We start from the raw sequence: 19,139 nt of genomic DNA, 5'->3' as shown, positions 1-19,139 counted from the left end.
AGCGATGAGGCAAGCCTATTGGTTCCTTTGGCTGGGGAGGGCGCAGAGGCTGCCGCAACTGGGGACCCCGGGCAGCAGATAGCGCAGGCAGCAGATCTTGCGGCGGCAGACGCGGGCGCCGTTTTCCTCCTCGTGGCGCAGGCAATCGAAGAAGGGATTGGGCGAACCATCGGGCATCGACCTGTTGCCGATCAACGCGTCGGCCTGGGCGCTCAGCGGCTCGATGCCGGCGGCGCGCAGCGCATAGTCGATATAGACGAGCGCATTGTTCCAGGCGAGTTTCGGGGCGATGCCGCCGACAGACTTGAGATAGCCGACCACCTCGCGCAAATGCCCGTGCATCAGGGGGCCAAGGGTGGCGAAAACGTCGGCGTCGTCAACCTCTTGCCAATTGCCAGATGTCGCGACGCCGAAGGTCCGGGGCAGGCCATCCTCTGCGAGCGCCATCTTCATCTCGTCGAAAGCGACGGGCAGCACCTGATGGTCGAGTACGCGTGCCACCAGATAGGGGATGGTGAGGTTCGAGAAATAATAGAGCGACCACATGGAGGCGACGGCGCGCCGGTCGCTGGCTCCGGATTTTTCCGTGTAGACTTCGAGCGCTCTGTCGAAGGCGCCGGAGGCGAAGAAGTCCGGCAGCGCCATGCCGTCGGAGAGCTCGTCCGAGAGCACCATCTTCTCGTTGCACCAGGCATGGGTGCCGGCAAAGGCCGCCGACAGTGCCTTGGGACCTCCGGTCGCGACGACCGGTTCGCAAACGGCAGCCGTCATGGCGCCATCCGCGCGCGAATACGCCCGATCGGAAACACAGCCGTGAAAGAACGCCGTCCTGCAAGCATGCGACACCTTCTGAGCGCAGTCAGATACTCATAAGGTGATCGTGTTACTCAAGATTTTTCCCGGCGCAAGTCATTTATGAGTTTTATAATCATGATTTGTCGGCAAAGATGCGAGACGCCGCAAGCCGGAGCTTGCGGCGGTCGAGGCGTCGAGACGCAGGCCAAGCGTCGCCTATTGCATCAAGCCGAGCTGCTTGTAGAAGCCGAGCGCGTCGTAATAGTCGCTCTGGGCAGCGATCTTGCCACCCTCGACGGTAAAAACCGAGGCTCCGCTGATCTTGAAGCTCTTGCCGGTTCCCTTCGTGCCGTCGCTCCAGGCGCCGGTGTTGGTGCCGGAGAACTCCCATTCGAAGGATACCTTGTCGCCGGCGGCGATGGGGTCGCCCTTCATGGTCCAGACTGCATCCGGAACCGCGTTCAGGAAATTGTCGATGACGCTGGTCTTCGCGGCATCCTTCCCAGTCACGGGCTTGCCGACGGACGCGTCGTAATAGGTCACGTCATCGGCGAAATAGGAGGCCGCCTTGCCCGAGTCATGGGCATTCCAGGCCGCGACATAGGCCGCGACCACATCCGGCGCCGCGTCGGCGGCAAGGGCCGCCGGCGTGAGTACGAGGGCACTGAGGCCGAGGGCCCCAGCGGCAACAAGCAATTGACGACGGTACATGGCAAACTCCTCCCGTTTGTCTTTGTTTGCATGCGGAATCGTGGCTCGCGACGCGCGGGCCTCAGCCGTGGTTGATCATGATGTGGCGGACCGCGGTGTAGTCCTCGAGCGCGTAGACCGACATGTCCTTGCCGTAGCCCGACTGCTTGACGCCGCCGTGCGGCATCTCGTTGGTCAGCATGAAGTGGGTGTTGATCCAGGTGCAGCCATATTGCAGGCGCGAGGCGGCCTTCATCGCCTTGGAGATGTCCTTGGTCCAGACGGAGGAGGCGAGGCCGTAATCGCTGTCATTCGCCCAGGCGATCGCATCGTCCTTGCCGGTGAAGCGGGTGACCGAGACGACCGGGCCGAAGACTTCGCGTCGGACGATCTCGTCCTCCTGGGTTGCGCCAGCGACCACGGTCGGCTGGAAGAAGAAGCCGTCCGAACTGCCGGCGCTGCCGCCGGTGGTGATCTCGATGTGCTTCTGGTCGGCGGCGCGCTCGACGAAACTGGCGACACGATCGCGCTGGCGGCGCGAGATCAGCGGGCCGATCTCGTTTTCCGTGTCGTCGGCGAGATTGTAGCGGATGGTCGAGACGGCCGATGTGAGGTCGGCGACGAGCTTCTCGTAGATGCCGGCCTCGGCATAGATGCGGCAGGCGGCGGTGCAATCCTGGCCGGCATTGTAGTAGCCGAAGGTGCGGATGCCGTTGACGACGGCTTCGAGGTCGGCGTCGTCATAGACGATGACCGGGGCCTTGCCGCCGAGCTCCAGATGGGTGCGCTTGACGGTCTTGGCCGCCGCTGCCAGCACCTTCTTGCCGGTGGCGATGTCGCCGGTGATCGAGACCATCGAGATCTTCGGATGGTTGATCAGCGCATTACCGACGGTTTCGCCGCGGCCGGTAATGACGTTGACGACGCCTTCCGGCAGGATATCGGCGAGGATACGGGCGAGCTTCAGCGCCGTCAGCGGCGTCTGTTCGGAAGGCTTGAAGACGACCGTGTTGCCGCCGGCGATCGCCGGCGCCAGCTTCCAGGCCATCATCATCAGCGGGTAGTTCCAGGGCGCGATCGAGCCGACGATGCCGATCGGGTCGCGGCGGATCATCGAGGTATGGCCGGGCAGGTATTCGCCTGCGGTCGGCGCATGCAGGTTGCGCACGGCGCCGGCAAAGAAGCGCCAGCAGTCGACGATCGCCGGAAGCTCATCGTTCTTCACGGCGTTGATCGGCTTGCCGCAGTTCAGCGCTTCGAGTGCCGCAAAGCCGTCGGCCTCCTTCTCGATCGCGTCGGCGATCTTCAGGAGATAGTTGGAGCGCTCGGCCGGCGTCGTCTGCGACCAGGTCGAGAAGGCGCTTTCGGCGGCGCCGACCGCCGCCTCGACCTGGGTGTGCGAGGCTTCCGGCAAGTCGACGATCTTGCCGCCCGTCCGCGGGTTCAGGATGTGTTCGTCGGCCTCGGTGCCGGCCTCGAAGCGCGATCCGATCAGCAGTTGGGTGTCCATGTCTGTTCTCCCTTGAAAAGTCGAGTTATTTGCCGGCGCCGGCGATCTGGTCGCCGTCGCGGGTGAGGTAGTAGGCGCCGAGGATCGGCAGGAAGGTGACGAGCACCACGACCATGGCAACCACATTGGTCACCGGCCGCTGGCGCGGGCGGATCAGTTCTTCGAGCATCCAGATCGGCAGGGTCGACTGCTGGCCGGCGGTAAAGGTGGTGACGATCACCTCGTCGAAGGACAGCGCGAAGGCGAGCATGCCGCCGGCGAGTAGCGCCGTGCCGATGTTCGGCAGGATGATGTAGCGGAAGGTCTGGAAGCCGTCGGCGCCGAGATCCATCGACGCTTCGATCAGCGAGCCGGAAATCCGCCGGAAGCGGGCGACCGCGTTGTTGTAGACGACGACGATGCAGAAGGTCGCGTGGCCGAGCACAATGGTCCAGAAGGAGAAGGGGATATCGGCCATCGAGAAGGCGGAGCGGAGCGCAATGCCGGTGATGATGCCGGGCAGCGCGATCGGCAGGATGACGAGCAGCGAGATCGTCTCGCGACCGAAGAAGCGTGTCTGGCTGACGGCAGCGGCGCAGAGCGTGCCGAGCACAAGCGCCAACGATGTGGCAATGGAGGCGACCTTGACCGAAAGGGTCAGCGCCGCCCAGACATCGGGTCGGTTCCAGGCAACGGCGAACCATTGTGCCGTCAGTCCCGGCGGCGGGAACTGGTAGCTCTTCTCCTCGGTCGTAAACGCATAGAGGAAGATCAGGAGGATCGGCAGGTGCAGGAAGGCGAGGCCGGCGGCGGCGGCGATCTTCAGGCCCATCGGCGAGCGGTTCAAGCGATCAGAGCGCATCGAAGGCCCCCATGCGTTTGGCCATGAAGAGATAGGCGCCCATGATGACGATCGGCACGACGGTAAAGGCGGCGGCGAGCGGGATGTTGCCGGCCGTGCCCTGCTGGGCATAGACCGCCTGGCCGATGAACAGGCGCGACGAGCCGACGATCTGCGGGATGATGTAGTCGCCGAGTGTCAGCGAAAAGGTGAAGATCGAGCCGGCGACGATGCCGGGCAAAGCCAGCGGGAAGAGCACGAAGCGGAAGGTCTGCGCCGGCGTGCCGCCGAGGTCGGAGGAGGCCTCGATCAGGTTGCCCGGCACGCGCTCCAGCGCTGCCTGGATCGGCAGGATCATGAAAGGCAGCCAGACATAAACGAAGACGATGAAGGTGCCGGTATAGCTGACCGAGAGTGAGTTGCCGCCGACAACGGGCAGCGACAGCCAACCGTCGAGCAGCCAGATGAGGTGCAGCTTTTCGAAGATCCAGGTAAGGATGCCTTCCTTGGCGAGGATCAGCTTCCAGGCGTAGATCTTGACCAGATAGCTCGACCAGAGCGGCAGCATGACGCCGAGATAGAAGAGCACCTTCCATTTTCCCTGCGCATAGCGGGCGGCATAATAGGCGATCGGGAAGGCGATGACGGCGGAAGCGACGGTCACTGTCGCCGCCATCAGCACGGTGCGCAGAATGATGTCGAGATTGGTTTCGCTGAGCAACTGGCGATAGGTCGCCAGCGTGAACTCGTAATTGATCAGGCCGGAGAAGTCGTCGATCGAGAAGAAGCTCTGGAGAAGCAGCGCAAAGAGCGAGCCGAGATAGACGATGCCGAGCCAGAGCAGCGGCGGGGCGAGCAGCACCGTCAGCAGCAGATGCGGATGCCGCCAGAAGAAGTCCGACAGGCGACCGGCAGGGCCGCGGCGCTCAGGCAACACGAGGGGTTCGGCAAAGGCGGTCATGCGTCCTCCATCGGGTGCAGTTCGTTTGCGGCGAAGCTGATGGTGACGGGGCTGCCGACCGCAGGCACGGCGAGTGCTGCGGGGCTGGCGACAGCAACACGGGCGCCGTCGACGTCGACGACGACGCGGTTGACGGCGCCGAGGAAACTATGGGCCGAGACGGTGCCCGAGAGGCTGAGCGCGCCGTCGACCGGCGCGGCGATGGCGATCGCCTCCGGTCGCAGGCTGGCAAAGGGCGTCTTCAGCCCCAGCCGCTGGCAGAGCTTTTGCGGCAGCACGTTGGAGGAGCCGACGAAATCGGCAACGAACCGCGTCTTCGGTTGCTTGTAGACGTCTTCCGGGCGGCCGAGCTGCTGGATGCGGCCATCGTTGAAGACGGCGATGCGATCGGCCATCGACAGCGCCTCGCCCTGGTCGTGGGTGACGAAGACGAAGGTGATGCCGAGCGACTGCTGCAGGCTCTTCAGTTCCTCCTGCATCTGCTCGCGCAGCTTCAGATCGAGCGCGCCGAGCGGCTCGTCGAGCAACAGCACCTTCGGCTTGTTGACGAGGGCACGGGCGAGCGCCACGCGCTGGCGCTGGCCGCCGGAAAGCTGGCCGGGGCGGCGGGTGCCATAGCCCGGCAGCTTGACCATGGCGAGCGCATCCTCGGCCGCCTTGCGGCGCTCCTCGCGGCCCACACCCTTGACCATCAGCCCGTAGGCGACGTTGTCGAGGATCGAGAGATGCGGGAAGAGGGCATAATCCTGAAAGACGGTGTTGACGCTGCGGCGATAGGGCGGCACGCCCTCGGCCGTCTCGCCGAAGATCTCGATATGGCCGCCGGTCGGCTGCTCGAAGCCGGCCATCAGGCGCAGACACGTGGTCTTGCCCGAGCCGGAGGGGCCGAGCATGGCGAAGAACTCGCCCTCGGCGATTTCGAGGTTCACGCCATCAACGGCGCGCACGGCGCCGAAGTGGCGGGAAACATTGTCGAAAAGTACGGCGGTGGTCATTGAGATACTCCAGGAAGTTTGGCCCCTCATCCCCGCGGTGAGGGGAAGCGCCCCTCATCCGCCCTGCCGGGCACCTTCTCCCCGCAGGCGGGGCGAAGGGGACTCGTGGCCGGCGTCTTGCCTCATGGTCACGCGATGCTTGGCCAGAGGCGTTCCCTCTCCCCGCTGGCGGGGAGAGGGCTAGGGTGAGGGGCAAATGCTTGCGATGCGGTTGCGGCTCAGCGGCCGCCGATCACGCCGATATAGTCGGAGACCCAGCGGTGATAGGGCACGCATTCGCCCTGGCTTGCGCACTTCGTCACCGGCGTCTTCCAGAACTTCACCTTGTCGAAGTCCTCGTAGCCATTGGTCTTGCAGCCGGCGTCGGTCAAAAGGTCGTTGCCCTTGCAGGCCGCACCGACCGACGGGTTGGCGCCGAACCAGGCGGAGACGTCACCCTGCACCTTCGGCGACAGCGAGTGCTCCATCCACATATAGGCACAATTCGGATGCTGGCTTTCGGCATGCAGCATGGTCGTATCCGCCCACCCGGTCACGCCTTCTTCCGGAATGGTCGAGGCGATCGGCAGCTTCTCGGCTTCCATCAGGTTCACCTGGAATGGCCAGGAGCCGGAAGCGACGACGCCTTCATTCTTGAAGTCGTCGATCTGGATCATCGCGTCATGCCAGTAGCGGCCGACGAGGGTGCGCTGGGTGCGAAGCAGATCGAGGGCCGCCTTGTACTGGTCCTCGTTCAGCTCATAGGGATCCTTGATGCCCAATTCCGGCTTGTGCTTCATCAGGTAGTTGGCGGCATCGGCCACATGGATCGGGCCGTCATAGGCCTGAACGCGGCCCTTGTTGGACTTGCCGTCGGGGAGCTTCATTTCCTCAAAGACGACGTTCCAGCTCTTCGGTGCTTCGCCCTTGAAGGCATCCTTGTTGTACATCAGCACGTTCGGGCCCCAGACATAGGGCACGCCGTAGTGAACGCCATTGACGGTATGCCAGGGGGCGTTCTGCATGCGCTCGTCGATCGTCTTCCAGCTCGGGATGAGGTCGGTGTTGATCGGCTGGACGCGCTTGCCGGCGACCAGGCGCAGCGAGGCGTCGCCCGAGGCGGTGACGAGGTCGAAGCCGCCTTCGTTCATCAGCGCCACCATTTCATCCGAGGTCGCTGCGGTCTTGACGCTGACCTTGCAGCCCGTCTGCTTTTCGAAATCCGTGACCCAGTCGTAGTTCTTGTCGGTCTCGCCGCGCTCGATGTAGCCGGCCCAGGCGACGATGGAGAGTTCGCCTTCCCCCTTGCCGAGTTCCTTCAGCGGCTCCTGCGCGAAGGCCGGGGCGACAAGGCCAAGCGTCAGGGTCAATGCCGTGCAGGATTTGAGCATCTGCTTCATCTGAATTCTCCCAGTTTTGAGCCGCGTTTTGCGGCTTCGTTCCCAGGATGAAGCGTGCCTTGGTTTTACCGTATTCGCAAATTCATTAAACAGAATGTCGCTTTCGGGTTTTCCGATACCAGATCGCTGGGACTGCTTGAAATAAAGTAATATCAGCTTGTTAACGCGGGCGCGCGCTTCGTAGCGCCTCGGCGATGCCGACGAAATCGCGGGCGGATTGCGGCAGGCCGGAGCCCTTGCGCCAGACCATGCCGACCTGCACGACGGGCAGCGCGCCTGAGACGTCGCGGCTTTCGATGCGGTCGCCTTCAAGCGACCAGGGGCGATAGACGAGATCCGGCAGCAGCGCGATTCCCGCGCCGGTCGCAACCAGGCTGCGCACCGCTTCGACCGAGCGGGTGCGGAAGGCCACATGCGGGCGGGCGCCGAGCGCGGTCAAGAGCTTGCCGGTGTTCTCCTCGATTTCATCCACCGTCAACATGATCAGCGGTTCCCTGGCGATATCGCTGACGGAGATGATGTCGGCGCTGACGAGCGGATGGCCGATCGGCAGCCACAGGCGATAGGGCGAGGTTTCGAGGATCTCGGCCTGCAGCGCCATGCGGTCGCGCAGGTTCGAGATGACCATGACGGCAACGTCGAGTTCGCCGCCGATCAGGAGATGTTCGAGATAGGAGCCGTTGTCCTCGATGGCGCTCACCTCGACGCCAGGGCAGGCGCGGCGGTAGCGGGCCAAGAGATCGGAGAGCACATAGCCGGCAACCAGCGAAGTGACGCCGAGATTGAGCCTGCCGCCGGTCTCCTCGCGGCTCTCGGAAAAGCTGCGCCGGGCGTCCGAGACATTGGCGAGGATTTTCGTCGCATGGCGCAGGAACTGGTGGCCGTTGTGGGTGATCGACAGGCCGCGCGGATGTCGGTCGAAGAGTTCGACGCCGAGATCGCCTTCGAGCTCCTTGATCGCCTCGGTGATCGAGGATTGCGAGATCGAGAGGTTCTGCGCCGCACGGGTGATCGAACCCTGTTCGGCGACGGCGACGAAATACTGCAACTGTCGAAATGTGAAGGCCATGGCGCGAGTTAATAGCTGCGGGGCGACGCTGGCAAGCGGCGAAATGCATGCGGGTCGACCGGTCATTTTTTCCACCCATGTCGGTTTTCGGACAGGGAGCCGGGGCCGCGGTGATAAGCTTGCGCGCAAGAGCGGGATCAGTGGGAGGATGACATGGACCAGGCGACGAAGCGGCCGATGCCGACGGAGGAGGGGATCCTCGCCTTTCACTGCCGCTGCGAGGACTTCTATCCCGCCGACGCGGTCGATGCCTCGATCGAGCAGCAGCGCAAATGGTACGATGCGCTCTGCGCCGAATTCGATGCGCCGAGCCCGGCCGGTCTCACCCGCGAAGACACACTCGTCGGCGGCCGTATCCCGATCCGGCGCTACCGCCCGGCGACGGTCTCGACCGAAACGCGCATCTACTACATCCACGGCGGCGGCTTCGTCGTCGGCTCGCTCGATAGCCACGATGCGATCTGCGCCGAGCTTGCGGATTTTGCTGAGGCCGAACTGGTGTCGGTCGACTACCGCCTGGCGCCGGAGCATGTCTGGCCGGCGGCCTTCGACGATTGCTACGTTGTGCTCAAGGAACTGCTGTCCGACGGCCGCCCAGTCGTCATTGCCGGCGACAGCGCCGGCGGCAATCTGGCGGCGGGCGTCGTGCTCAAGGCTCGCGCCGAAGGGCTCACCGGCATCGTCGGCCAGGTGCTGATCTATCCCGGGCTCGGCGGCGACCTGGTCTCCGGCTCCTATGTGGAAATGGCCGAGGCGCCGGGGCTGACGACCGCCGACTCCAGTTACTATCGCAAGATCCTGCAGGCACCGGCCGACAATCCCTTCGCGGCACCCTTGGCGGAAAGGGACTTCTCTGGCTTGCCGTCCACCTATATCACCGGGGCCTTCTTCGATCCGTTGCGCGATGACGCCCGCATCTATGCGGCCCGCCTTGCCATGGCGGGCGTCAGCGTCACCTTCCGCGAAGAGCCGCAAATGATCCATGCCTGGCTCAGGGCGCGGCATATGAGCGAGGGCGCGCGCGAAGGGTTCCGGCGGCTGGCCGAGGGTGTTGCGGTTCTCGTCGGTACCCGTTGACGCCGCGATCCGATACGACGCATTTCCGGCCCGCCGCTTCAGGGCTTTTGGGGAATGCTCAGCTCTTCGCCTTGAACACCAGCGCCGGATTTGCCCGGAATGCCTGCGGAAAGAGCGCCCGCAGGTTTTCGATCTTGGGCAGGTCGTTATAGACGATGTAGGGATGCGTCGGGTTCCGTGTCAGGAAGTCCTGGTGATAGTCCTCGGCGGCGTAGAAGCCCTTGAACGGCGTGACCTCCGTGACGATCCTTGCCGGGAACGCGCCTGACTTGCCGAGTTCGGCAATATAGGCATCGGCGATGTGCTTCTGCTCAGAGGTAACTGTGAAGACGGCCGATCGATATTGGGTGCCATGATCCGGCCCCTGATAGTTGAGCTGCGTCGGATTGTGGGCGACGGAGAAGAAGACCTGCAGTAGCCGCCCATAGGTCACCTCACGCGGGTCGTAGGTCACTTCCACCGATTCCGCGTGGCCGGTCTTGCCGCCGCTCACCGTCTCGTAATCGGCGGTCTCGCGGCTGCCGCCGGAATAGCCGGAGACGGCCTTTCTGACGCCTTTGACATGCTGGAAGACGCCCTGCACGCCCCAGAAGCAACCGCCGGCGAAGACGGCGATCTCTGTTGATACGGCTGCCTTCTCATCGAGCGATGGCGGCGGGATGACCACGGCCGGTTCCTGGGCGGCGGCGATCGGCGCTGACGCCAGTAGCGCGGCGAAGGCAGCAGCCAGCATCACGAGTCCGCCCGGGCTGTGTCTCGATTTGCCGTAAGTCATCATTTTCATCTTCCTCCGCCACCCGGTTTCCGCTTCGGGCGCTTGATGACCTCATGTTTTCACGGGAATGACAATGGTCAAATCGCGATCGCGTGCTTCACGCCAACGTGACGATCCGCTACCACTTCATTCGAAGAAGCGGTTCGAAAAGAGGGGAACGTCATGGCCGGAGAAACGGATCTCGCGAAGTTGCTGGCGACGATGAGCCCGGTGCTGTTTCCGCAGACCTACGTCTATTGCACGGTCGCCTATCGGGATGTTCCGCGCTATCAGGCGCTGGACCCGCTGGCCACTTATCGCGAGGATGAAGGGTTGACGCTGGTGCTTGCCCGCAGTGATGCGGACGAGGCGGGGCTCGACTACGGTCCGCTGCTTCGGCGCATTACGCTCAACGTGCATTCGGCGCTTGAAGCCGTGGGCCTGACTGCCGCCGTCTCGGCGGCGCTGACGCGCGAGGGCATCAGCGCCAACGTGATCGCGGCCTATTATCACGATCATATCTTCGTGCCGGAGGCGGATGCGGAGCGGGCGCTGGCAGCGTTGCGCGCACTAACCCGGTGTATTTGAGGTCAGGTCTTCCTCGTGGAGAGGAGGTGGCGTCCGGCCGCCTTCCACAATTAGAGCAATTCCAGGAAAAGAGTGAAACGGTTTTCCATCCGGAATTGCGTAATTTCAAAAGGTTACGTGTCGGAAGCGGCCAGGCACCGTGTCTGCAGCCGCGCGAGCACCCGGCCGAAAGCGCCGGGATCGTCGAGACTTCGAGCGAGGATCAGCGCACCCTGAATACCGCCGATGATCTCCTCGGCGAGGGCTGCGCACTCTGCCTTGGGGGTGCCGTTGCGCTCGAGCGTTGCGGCGAGGTCGGCGCGCCAGTCGGAGAAATAGCCGTTTAGTTCGCGCGCGAAGCGGTCATGGGCGCCGCTGGCCGCGATCACGCCCATCAGGCAGAGCCTGCGGCCCTGGCGGAAGTAATTGTCGACGGCGGAAAACATCGTCTCCAGCGCCTGCTCGGCATTTTCCGTGTTGCGCAGCGCGTCGAAGATGTGGGTGCGGAACCAGGCGGCGATGTCGCCAAGCACGGCTTCGGCCATCTCCTCCTTCCCGCCGGGGAAGAAGTGGTAGAGGCTGCCTTTTCCGAGACCGGTCTTCTCGGTGATCAGGCTGAGGCTTGCGCCGTCATAACCATGCTCGCGGAAGATCTCGGCCAGCATGGCGATGACGTCCTGGCGTTCGGCGACGGTGCGACTCATGCCGGTTTCCTCACCAGCGGATATTCGACCTTGGCGAAGCGGTGGAACAGCGCGCCGACGGCGACGAGGACCAGCGAGCCGGTCAGCACCGGAAAGAGCAGGAACTCGAAGCCGGGGTCTGCGGCAAACACCACGAGGGGATTGGCGCCGGCCGGCGGATGGGTGATGCGCAGCGCCGCCATCAGCGCGATTGCCGCGCCGACCGCGATCGCCACCGCCCACCATTCGTTGGGGAAGGCAGTCCTCAGAACGAGACCGACGAGAGTGGCGACGAAATGGCCGCCGACGACATTGGCCGGCTGTGACAGCGGGCTGGCGGTGACCGAGAAGATCAGCACGCAGCTCGCCCCGAACGGCGCCATCAGCATGGGATGGCCGACGAGATTGGTGAGCGCGCCGACGGCGGCGATGGCGACGAGGCCGCCGATGCCGGCGATCAGGCCGCGGGAGATGTGAGTGGGAGGCTGATGACGCGAGAAGAAACGACGCATGACTGTACCGATCGGTAAATTGTTTACTGATCGGTACAGTGCTTTTGTGGTGGTGTCAAGCAGGCGGCTGGAAAACGGGCGTGGCGGCGGCCCACCGCACGCCTCTTTCCTTGCGCGTCCTACATGAGATCGCGACGGATCCGCTTCTTGAAATGCTTCTCGAAGATGCGGTTTTCGCCCTCATAGGCGACAACCTCGGCTTCGGTGACCCATTCGCCCTCCGTGCAATGGAGCGTCGAGGTCGAAACCGTCCGCACCGACCAGCCCTCACGCCTGGCGACGCAGGTCCAGGTCGAGGTTCCGATCATCGACAGCGGATCGTCAGGCGCGATCGACCAGGTTTCGTCGCGAATGTCCTGGGTGGCGAGGCCCGTATCCGGGTGTTCGGAAAGGCCGGTATCCTCGTAGATCCGGTAGTGCGTCATGCCGTGGGTCATGTCGCGCTCGACCGTCCGGCTGGTGCTGCCGCGCGTCAGTTCGCGGTATTTCGGCAGCGGATCCGGGTTTGCCGGCTCGGGCACGACAATCTCCTTGTGCGCGCCGAGCAGGGGCAGCGCCAGCGACAGGCTTGAAGTATCGATCGTCAGGCCCGGATCCGTGGGCGACGGCAGGATCAACGGCCAATAGGAGGTGGAGAGCGAGACGCGAATACGGTTGCCGGCGCGGAAGCGATAGCCGCAGGCGTCGAGCACCAGCGTGATCCGCGTCTTGCGGCCCGGCTCCATCGGCCGCGGCTGGGCGTTGCCGTCGCGATGCGCCAGGTTGAGCACGCCGAAGGCGACGCGGGTTGCGGTTCCATCCGGACGCACATCGACGAGGCGGACGGCGAGATTGGCGGTTGCCGCCTGGCAGGTGACCTCGACCGTCAGCACCGGCTGACCGAGATAGTCGGCGGCTTCGAGCAGCGGTGCCGTCTCGAAGGTGAGCGATCCGGCATCGTCGATGCGCTGGTCGCCGGCCATCTCGGCATCGGGCTTCAGCGTGAAATATTCGCCGGAGGCCGTGCCGGTATCGAGCGGCGATTTCAGGTAGATCTCGCCGATGCCGGTGCCGCCGGCAGACGGCGTCAGCCTGCCGTCATGGGAGATGCCGAAGAGCTGCATTTCCGGGGGCGCCCAGGCATCCTTCGCCACCCAGCGGCCGGGATCGCTGTCGCGCCGGAGCGACGGGCGCGGACCGTCGAGAATATAGGCGCGCACCTGCGGCCCATCCTCGGCGCCGTTCTTCTCGTCGCGCAGCCAGCGGTTCCACCAGCGGATCGCCTCACCGTGGAAATCGGCGCGCGGCTTCGGGAAGGCGAAATGCGGATACTTGTGGACCCAGGGGCCAATCAGCGCCTTCGCCTTGTCGCCGAGGCCCTCGACCGCCTTCAGCGGCGTGTTGCGGTAGCCGTCGGCCCAGCCGGCAATGACGAGCGCCGGAATCTCGACGCTTCCGAAATCGTCCAAAATCGAACCGTGCTGCCAGAAGGCGTCGCGGCGCTGGTGTTCCAGCCATTCCTCCAGGAAGAAGGGCTCGTTTTCCAGCCGCTCCAGCCACATTTCCTTCCAGCGGTCGCCGACGATTGCGGGGTCCGGCGAGCGCGACTGGTAGCCGAGCATGGTCGCTGCCCAGGAAAGCTGGGCCGAGAGGTGGCAACCGTTCTTGTAGTGGATGTCGTCGTTGTAGCGGTCGACCGTCGAGGCGATGGAGATGACCGCCTTCAGCGCCGGCGGCTTAAGTGCCGCGACCTGCAGGCAATTGAAGCCGCCCCAGGAGATACCCATCATGCCGACCTTGCCGTTGGACCAGGGCTGCGCGGCGATCCATTCGACGATCTCGCAGCCGTCGGCAAGCTCGCGTGGCGTATACTCGCCGTCGATGACGCCATCGCTTTCGCCGCAGCCGCGAATGTCGACGCGCACGCCGGCAATGCCGGCGGCCGCGAAGACCGGGTAGGTGGATTCGTCGCGCAGGCTGGTGCCGCCCTGCTTGCGGTAGGGCAGGTATTCAAGCACGGCCGGTACCGGAGCGGCCTCGGCACCGGCGGGCATCCAGATGCGGGTCGCGAGCCGGGTGCCGTCCTTCAGCCGGATCCATTCGTTCTCGATCAAGGTGAATTCACGTTCGGACATGTCGTTCTAACTATCTCTTTGTTCTCTCGGGCAATTCGGGACGCGAAAGCGCGCCCCACTTTAACTCGAATTGCTCCATTGCTTTTCGCAATTCCTGACGCGAAACGGCGTTGCACTTCGCTGGAATCGCTTAGCTGTCGAACCAGACGCGGCTGGCGACGTAGCCGTTGGAAAGATCGTTGCCGATGTCGTCGACGAAGCCCTTCAGCGAGGCCGAGGCAGCGTTCACATAGTCGTTGAAGACAGGCAGGATCAGGCCGCCCTCGTCGCGCACCGTCATAGCCATGGTGTGGTACATCTCCTTGCGCTTGGTCTCGTCGAGCTCGGAGCGGGCCTGGAGCAGGAGCTTGTCGAAATCCGCGCGCTTGAAGCGCGTGTCGTTCCATTCGGCAGTCGAGAGGTACGAGGTGGAGTAGCGCGAATCCTGCGTCGGCCGGCCGCCCCAATAGGAGGCGCAGAAGGGCTGCACGTTCCAGACATTGGTCCAGTAGCCGTCCTCCGGCTCGCGGCGCACTTCGATTTCGATGCCGGCCTTCTTGGCGCTTTCCTGGAAGAGCACCGCAGCATCGGCAGCGCCGGGGAAGGCGGCGTCGGAGGTGCGCAGAAGGATCGGCCGGTCGTGGCCGGACTTCTTGAAATGGAAGGCGGCCTTGTCGGGGTCATAGGCTCGCTGCTCGATGCCTTCGGGTGCCAGCGCGTAGTTGCCGTTGACGGGGTAGTCGTTGCCGAGCGTGCCGAAGCCGCCGAGCACCCGGTCGAGGATCGCCTGACGGTCGACCGCGTATTTCAGCGCCAGCCTCAGATCGTTGTTGTCGAAGGGAGCCGTGTCGCAATGCATCAGGAAGCTGTAGAAGCCCTTGCCGGCAGTACGCAGGATCTCGACGCGCGGCGCCCGCTTCAACAGCGGCACGGTCTTCGGGTCGATGTTGTTGATGAAGTGGACCTGGCCCGAGGAAAGCGCCGCGATGCGCGCCGTCGTGTCGTTCATCACGATGATCTCGACCGAATCGACGAAGCCGCGGTCGGAGCGCCAGTCATCGGCGTTCTTTTCGAAGGTGGCGCGCAGGCCGGCCTCGTAGCTTGAAAGCTTGTAGGGACCGGTGCCGATCGGCGAGGCCGGATTGTCGACGCCGCCCTTCGGCTGGATGATCAGGTGATAGTCGGTGAGCAGCAGCGGCAGGTCGGCATTGCCTTCGGTCAGCGTCAGCACCAGTGCGCCGGCCTTTTCCTCGATCGTCTTGATCGAGCGCATCAGCCCGAGGGCGCCGGACTTCGAACCTTCATCCGCATGGCGCTTCAGCGTGGCGACGACGTCGGCAACGGTTAGCTTGCTGCCGTCATGGAAGCTGACATCGCTGCGGATCTTGAAGGTCCACTCGGATGCATCGGCCGAGGGCTCCCAGGATTCGGCAAGAGCCGGCAGCGGCGCACCGGTCGTCGGGTCGGATTCGACCAGGGTGTCGCCCCAGAGGTGACCGATGACGAAGGAGACGGAACCGCTATAGGCGGCCGGGTCGAGCGAATCGGTGGTGGCGCCGCCCTTGAGGCCGAGCTTCAGGTGGCCGCCGCGCTTTGGCTCCTCGGCGCGCGCGTCCTTGGCCGTCAGCGTGCCGCCAAGGCCGGCCGCAAGGCCAATCGCTGCCGTGCCGGCCAGAAAGCCGCGCCGGCTGATGCCAGCCGGGGTAACGCCAGTCGGGACAAGAAGGCCGTCGGGTCGCTTCGTGAAGTCGGTCATTTCCAGGTTCCCTTTTTGTATGATGTTCTCCTGCATGTTCCTTCAATCGCCGCCGACGGAAGGACAAAAACATGCAGCAGATCAAGGTGCTGCAGCGATCTTCGCGCGTCTCAAGACGCGCGGCGCTGTAGGGAAAACCTAGCGCCTGCGGGATCATGCACAATTTCGCGACTTGACGCTGATTTGCGCTCTTTTACGCTACCTCCGGGCCGCATCGGTCGGTGCGACGGGAGCGTATGTTGGGGGAATGGCGTGCAGGACATCGAAATCTTCTCGGCCAATCTGCGTTTTGCCTGCGCGACACGGCGTTCTATTTCGCAGATCTGCCGCGAGATCGGCATCAACCGGCAGCAATTCAACCGCTATATCGGCGGCGAGGCGCGGCCATCGCCGCACAATGTCGCGCGCATCGCCCGCTTCTTCGGGCTCGTGGCCGAAGACTTTTCGCTAACCCCGAAACAGTTCGAAGCCCGGATGATGCGGCCAGACCGTGATCGCTCGGATGCCGGCCTGCTGCTCGAAGGTTTCCCGGGCGATATCGTCGGCCTCCGGCGTCACATCGGCTACTATCAGACCTATCACGTCTCGCCGTCCTGGCCGGGGCTCGTCGTCTGCTCCTGCGCCCGGATCTACGAGGAGGCGGGCTCGATCCGGGTGAAGTCGATCGAGCGCATCCGCGACCCGATAAACGAGATCCAGCAATTCTCGAAATATGTGGGGCTCGTCACCTTCTGGCGCAACCGCATCTTCATCGCCGAGCGCAGCATCGGGCGGGAGCCGATGCTGGCACAGACGATCCTCCTGCCGTTCGAAGTGCACCAGCGCGTCTATCTGCGCGGCACCACCATGGGGGTCTCCTGGCGCAAGGAGAACCTCCCCTATGCCTCGCGCATGATCTGGCGCTCTCTCGGCCAGCAGCCGGACCTGCGCCAGATGCTCGCGCGTTGCGGCGTGCTTTCCTTCGGCTCGCGCCATATGCCCCAGACGGTCCGCGCCTTTCTCGATACGCCCGACGCCGAGCTCTTGACCGTACCCACCGAATATTGAGGCGGGGACGCGGCCTTGTGATAGGCTCGCCGACACGGACCCAAGGAGGAGGGGATCATGAAATCTGCGGCGGCGGTCATCGCCTGCCTTTCGTCCGCCTTGCTGGCTTCGTCTGCGATGGCCGAGGAGGCGCGCGCGCCGATCCCGTCCTGTGCGCTTTCGGGCGCCTCCAGCGTCATGATCGGCGGCCAGCCGGCGCTCAGGCTCTCCGACGTCGCCAATTGCCCGGCGGAACTTTACGAGGTGGTGCCGAGCATCATGATCGAGGGCCAGCCGGTCGTGCATTTCCGCGCCGGAAGCGGCGCCACGGGCGATTGCTCGGCAAAGGGCGAGGCGACGGTGACCTTTGAAGGCGAGGCGGCGCAACGCGTGGGCGACGTCGACTGCCGGCAGAAGTAACGGAGCACACCGCTGCCAGAGCCGAGCGGCGGCGTGCGTTCAGTTGAACGCACGCCGCTCTAATCGAACATTGCCAGCCGGGCCCCTTCCTGAACCGCTTGCAGCGCCGGAGGATTGGTGACCGGATAGCCGGCGATGAACCGTTCGACCGAGAAACGCGGGAACTGGGTCTTCAGCCTTAGCGCGGTGCTCGCCGCTTCGGATGATTGCCCGACAAATGCCTGGGCCATCGCCTGGAACATGAGGGTGTTCGGCGATTCCTGCGAACTGTGTTCCAGCGCCGAAAGGCTCTCCGCGTGGCGTCCGGTGACGAAGAGGGCGCGGCCGAGCATGCCGTAATACCAGGGCGGCGCCAGGGGGTTGAGGGACAGCGCCTTCTCGATCAGCGACATCGCTTCGTCCGGGTCTCCGGCCACCAAAGCCTTGCTTCCGGCCAGCAGCGCCAGCGTGTCCGCACTGTGCTTGCCATGCTGGAACGCCAGTGCCTGGGCGTCGGCGGCACCTTTGAGATCGCCCATGCATGCCTTGAGGTCGCCGAGGCAGGTGTGGGCGAAGGGGTTCGTCGGATCGAGCCGCAGGGCCCGTTCGATCGCCGATCGCCAGTTCCCGATGGTCGTGGCAAGGTCGATGCCATACCCGTTGCAGGCCTGGACGGAATAGGCATAGGCCAGTTCGATCCAGGCCCTTACCCGGGCGGGGTCCAATTCGAGCGACCGCGTGAGGAGCTCAATTGCCGCGGCGTTTCCCTCCGCGCTGAACCGGTTGAGCTGCTCGACGCCGAGAAGATAATAATCGTAGGAATGCAGGTTCGAGCGCGTCTTCTTGCGGCTGGCGCTACGTACGAGTGCGGCCAGCTTGCCGAAGCATCCTGCCAGCGCGTTGACAACGCTCTCGGTCAAATTGTCCTGGAGCGCGAGTATGTCTCCGATCGGCCGGTCATAGCGTTCGGTCCATGGCGTCAGACCGGAGCGCGTTTCCGAAAGCTGGATCGTCAGCCGCACCTGTCGGTCGTCGGCGCGCACCTGGCCCGTCACCGCATAGGTCGCGCCAACGGCCTGGACGTGATCATCGTAGTTCTCCGGACGGTTGCCAAGCAGCTTCATGGTGTGAAAGGCGACGACGGGCAGATCCGCGTAGCGCGCGAGGTCGACGCAGATATCCGATGAAAGGCCGTCGGCAAACCGGCGCCAGCGCTGCTCCTCGTTGAGGCTTTCGATCGGGAACAGGGCGAGCACCGGTGGTCCTTGCTCCGCCGCGGCCGCGGACACTCGCTCCGCCGGCCCGGCTATCTCCGACGCCAGCTCGATCTTGTTGCGGACACCGAGCTTGCCGTAGATCGTCGCGAGATGGCTGCGCACGGTCGAGGGCGCAATGCAGAGCGCTTCGCCAATTTGGCGATAGGTCAGGCCGGCGGCAAAGCGTTCGGCGACCGCGCGCTCGCGATCCGACAGGGCCGCAGGAACAAAGCGAGGCGTCAGGATGCGGGCCATACCTGCCTCCTTGTCGTTCTACCGGTTTGTTCTGCTGCGGCTCCAGCAAAATACTACAAATGCTGGAAGCAAAACACCGCACATGTGTGATTGCCGCATAGTTCTATGAGGCTAGAGTTTGCGCTGAACGTCACGTGGGAGGACGACAATGAGCAAGCTTCTGTCAGGCATGTCCGACTTCTACCACGCCGTATCCGAGGACGTCGAGCAGACGTCCGAGCCCGGCGATGGCCGCATCACCAAGTGGTTTCACCCGAAGCGTCTCTTTGCCATGTGGGACGATCGCCAGCACTACCGCGATCAGCTTGCCCATATGGCAGCCGACGCACCGGAACTAATCGATGATATCGGCTTGACGGAAAGACAAGTCGATGCCGAGGTCAAGAAGCATTTCTGGGAGCATTGACGGGAGCTCACGCGAAGCATGAAAGCGTCCGCCGCACCGTGATGCGGCGGACCCTCGAAGCCGAGCATTGGGGGCAGGGAAGCCGATCGCCTGTGCGCGACCGGCTTCCCTTCAAATTGCGCTCCACGACAGGCAA

Annotated in this window: 19 protein-coding genes; 5 read left to right on the top strand and 14 right to left on the bottom strand. The window is 64.1% G+C overall.

The window, feature by feature from the left end:
* Positions 1-15 precede the first annotated feature (15 nt).
* From fhuF to QM996_RS11195, 8 genes are all read right to left on the bottom strand, one after another.
* Positions 16-771 carry a siderophore-iron reductase FhuF gene (fhuF, locus tag QM996_RS11230; protein ID WP_500267547.1) on the bottom strand — a complete coding sequence of 252 codons (756 nt, stop codon included), beginning with the start codon at positions 769-771 and terminating at the stop codon, positions 16-18.
* 240 nt (positions 772-1,011) lie between these two features.
* Positions 1,012-1,506: an ester cyclase gene (locus tag QM996_RS11225; RefSeq protein ID WP_500267546.1), complete on the bottom strand. Its 495-nt coding sequence runs from the start codon at positions 1,504-1,506 to the stop codon at positions 1,012-1,014.
* Positions 1,507-1,567: 61 nt separating this feature from the next.
* Positions 1,568-2,995, bottom strand: coding sequence for a gamma-aminobutyraldehyde dehydrogenase (locus QM996_RS11220; protein ID WP_500267545.1), 1,428 nt, complete (start codon positions 2,993-2,995; stop codon positions 1,568-1,570).
* Between the two features lie 25 nt (positions 2,996-3,020).
* Complete coding sequence (locus tag QM996_RS11215) at positions 3,021-3,836, bottom strand: ABC transporter permease (RefSeq protein ID WP_500267544.1); 816 nt, start codon at positions 3,834-3,836, stop codon at positions 3,021-3,023.
* A complete protein-coding gene (locus tag QM996_RS11210; RefSeq protein WP_500267543.1) occupies positions 3,826-4,776 on the bottom strand; it encodes an ABC transporter permease in 951 nt (316 codons plus the stop codon). Before QM996_RS11210 ends, QM996_RS11215 begins: the two co-directional genes overlap by 11 nt.
* The gene (locus QM996_RS11205; RefSeq protein WP_500267542.1) at positions 4,773-5,771 is read right to left on the bottom strand and encodes an ABC transporter ATP-binding protein; all 999 of its coding nucleotides are present in this window, start codon (positions 5,769-5,771) and stop codon (positions 4,773-4,775) included. The genes QM996_RS11210 and QM996_RS11205 overlap by 4 nt, the downstream gene beginning before the upstream one ends.
* A gap of 218 nt (positions 5,772-5,989) precedes the next feature.
* Positions 5,990-7,150 (bottom strand): ABC transporter substrate-binding protein, encoded by a 1,161-nt coding sequence (locus QM996_RS11200; RefSeq protein WP_500267541.1) that lies wholly within the window; start codon positions 7,148-7,150, stop codon positions 5,990-5,992.
* 160 nt (positions 7,151-7,310) lie between these two features.
* Complete coding sequence (locus QM996_RS11195) at positions 7,311-8,219, bottom strand: LysR family transcriptional regulator (protein ID WP_500270294.1); 909 nt, start codon at positions 8,217-8,219, stop codon at positions 7,311-7,313.
* A 153-nt stretch (positions 8,220-8,372) separates the two neighbouring features.
* Here QM996_RS11195 and QM996_RS11190 point away from each other — a divergent pair, with 153 nt between their 5' ends.
* Positions 8,373-9,296 carry an alpha/beta hydrolase gene (locus tag QM996_RS11190; protein WP_500267540.1) on the top strand — a complete coding sequence of 308 codons (924 nt, stop codon included), beginning with the start codon at positions 8,373-8,375 and terminating at the stop codon, positions 9,294-9,296.
* 58 nt (positions 9,297-9,354) lie between these two features.
* Here the strand turns inward: QM996_RS11190 and msrA are convergent, their stop codons facing one another.
* Positions 9,355-10,074: a peptide-methionine (S)-S-oxide reductase MsrA gene (gene msrA / locus QM996_RS11185; RefSeq protein WP_500267539.1), complete on the bottom strand. Its 720-nt coding sequence runs from the start codon at positions 10,072-10,074 to the stop codon at positions 9,355-9,357.
* Between the two features lie 159 nt (positions 10,075-10,233).
* Here msrA and QM996_RS11180 point away from each other — a divergent pair, with 159 nt between their 5' ends.
* On the top strand, positions 10,234-10,638 hold the full coding sequence (locus QM996_RS11180) for an ACT domain-containing protein (RefSeq protein ID WP_500267538.1): 405 nt from the start codon (positions 10,234-10,236) through the stop codon (positions 10,636-10,638).
* A 113-nt stretch (positions 10,639-10,751) separates the two neighbouring features.
* Here QM996_RS11180 and QM996_RS11175 read toward each other — a convergent pair whose 3' ends face one another.
* The 4 genes from QM996_RS11175 to QM996_RS11160 form a co-directional block, all read right to left on the bottom strand.
* On the bottom strand, positions 10,752-11,321 hold the full coding sequence (locus tag QM996_RS11175; RefSeq protein ID WP_500267537.1) for a TetR/AcrR family transcriptional regulator: 570 nt from the start codon (positions 11,319-11,321) through the stop codon (positions 10,752-10,754).
* A complete protein-coding gene (locus QM996_RS11170) occupies positions 11,318-11,812 on the bottom strand; it encodes an HPP family protein (protein ID WP_500267536.1) in 495 nt (164 codons plus the stop codon). The genes QM996_RS11175 and QM996_RS11170 overlap by 4 nt, the downstream gene beginning before the upstream one ends.
* Positions 11,813-11,931: 119 nt before the next feature.
* Positions 11,932-13,926, bottom strand: coding sequence for a CocE/NonD family hydrolase (locus QM996_RS11165; RefSeq protein ID WP_500267535.1), 1,995 nt, complete (start codon positions 13,924-13,926; stop codon positions 11,932-11,934).
* A 130-nt stretch (positions 13,927-14,056) separates the two neighbouring features.
* Positions 14,057-15,661: an ABC transporter substrate-binding protein gene (locus tag QM996_RS11160; protein ID WP_500267534.1), complete on the bottom strand. Its 1,605-nt coding sequence runs from the start codon at positions 15,659-15,661 to the stop codon at positions 14,057-14,059.
* A gap of 261 nt (positions 15,662-15,922) precedes the next feature.
* On the opposite strand from QM996_RS11160, the gene QM996_RS11155 reads away from it, so the two are divergent.
* Complete coding sequence (locus tag QM996_RS11155) at positions 15,923-16,708, top strand: helix-turn-helix domain-containing protein (RefSeq protein WP_500270293.1); 786 nt, start codon at positions 15,923-15,925, stop codon at positions 16,706-16,708.
* 57 nt (positions 16,709-16,765) lie between these two features.
* Positions 16,766-17,107 (top strand): PAAR domain-containing protein, encoded by a 342-nt coding sequence (locus tag QM996_RS11150; protein ID WP_500267533.1) that lies wholly within the window; start codon positions 16,766-16,768, stop codon positions 17,105-17,107.
* 59 nt (positions 17,108-17,166) lie between these two features.
* On the opposite strand, the gene QM996_RS11145 is transcribed toward QM996_RS11150, so the two are convergent.
* A complete protein-coding gene (locus tag QM996_RS11145) occupies positions 17,167-18,597 on the bottom strand; it encodes a LuxR C-terminal-related transcriptional regulator (protein ID WP_500267532.1) in 1,431 nt (476 codons plus the stop codon).
* Positions 18,598-18,745: 148 nt separating this feature from the next.
* On the opposite strand from QM996_RS11145, the gene QM996_RS11140 reads away from it, so the two are divergent.
* Positions 18,746-19,003 (top strand): DUF1127 domain-containing protein, encoded by a 258-nt coding sequence (locus tag QM996_RS11140; protein ID WP_500267531.1) that lies wholly within the window; start codon positions 18,746-18,748, stop codon positions 19,001-19,003.
* The last annotated feature ends 136 nt before the right edge of the window (positions 19,004-19,139 follow it).

The organism is Sinorhizobium chiapasense, assembly GCF_045277575.1.
In the GTDB taxonomy this organism is placed as follows: Bacteria; Pseudomonadota; Alphaproteobacteria; order Rhizobiales; family Rhizobiaceae; genus Ensifer; species Ensifer chiapasense_A.
Note: the sequence above shows the minus strand (reverse complement) of the source record. Positions and strands in the feature narration are given on the sequence as shown.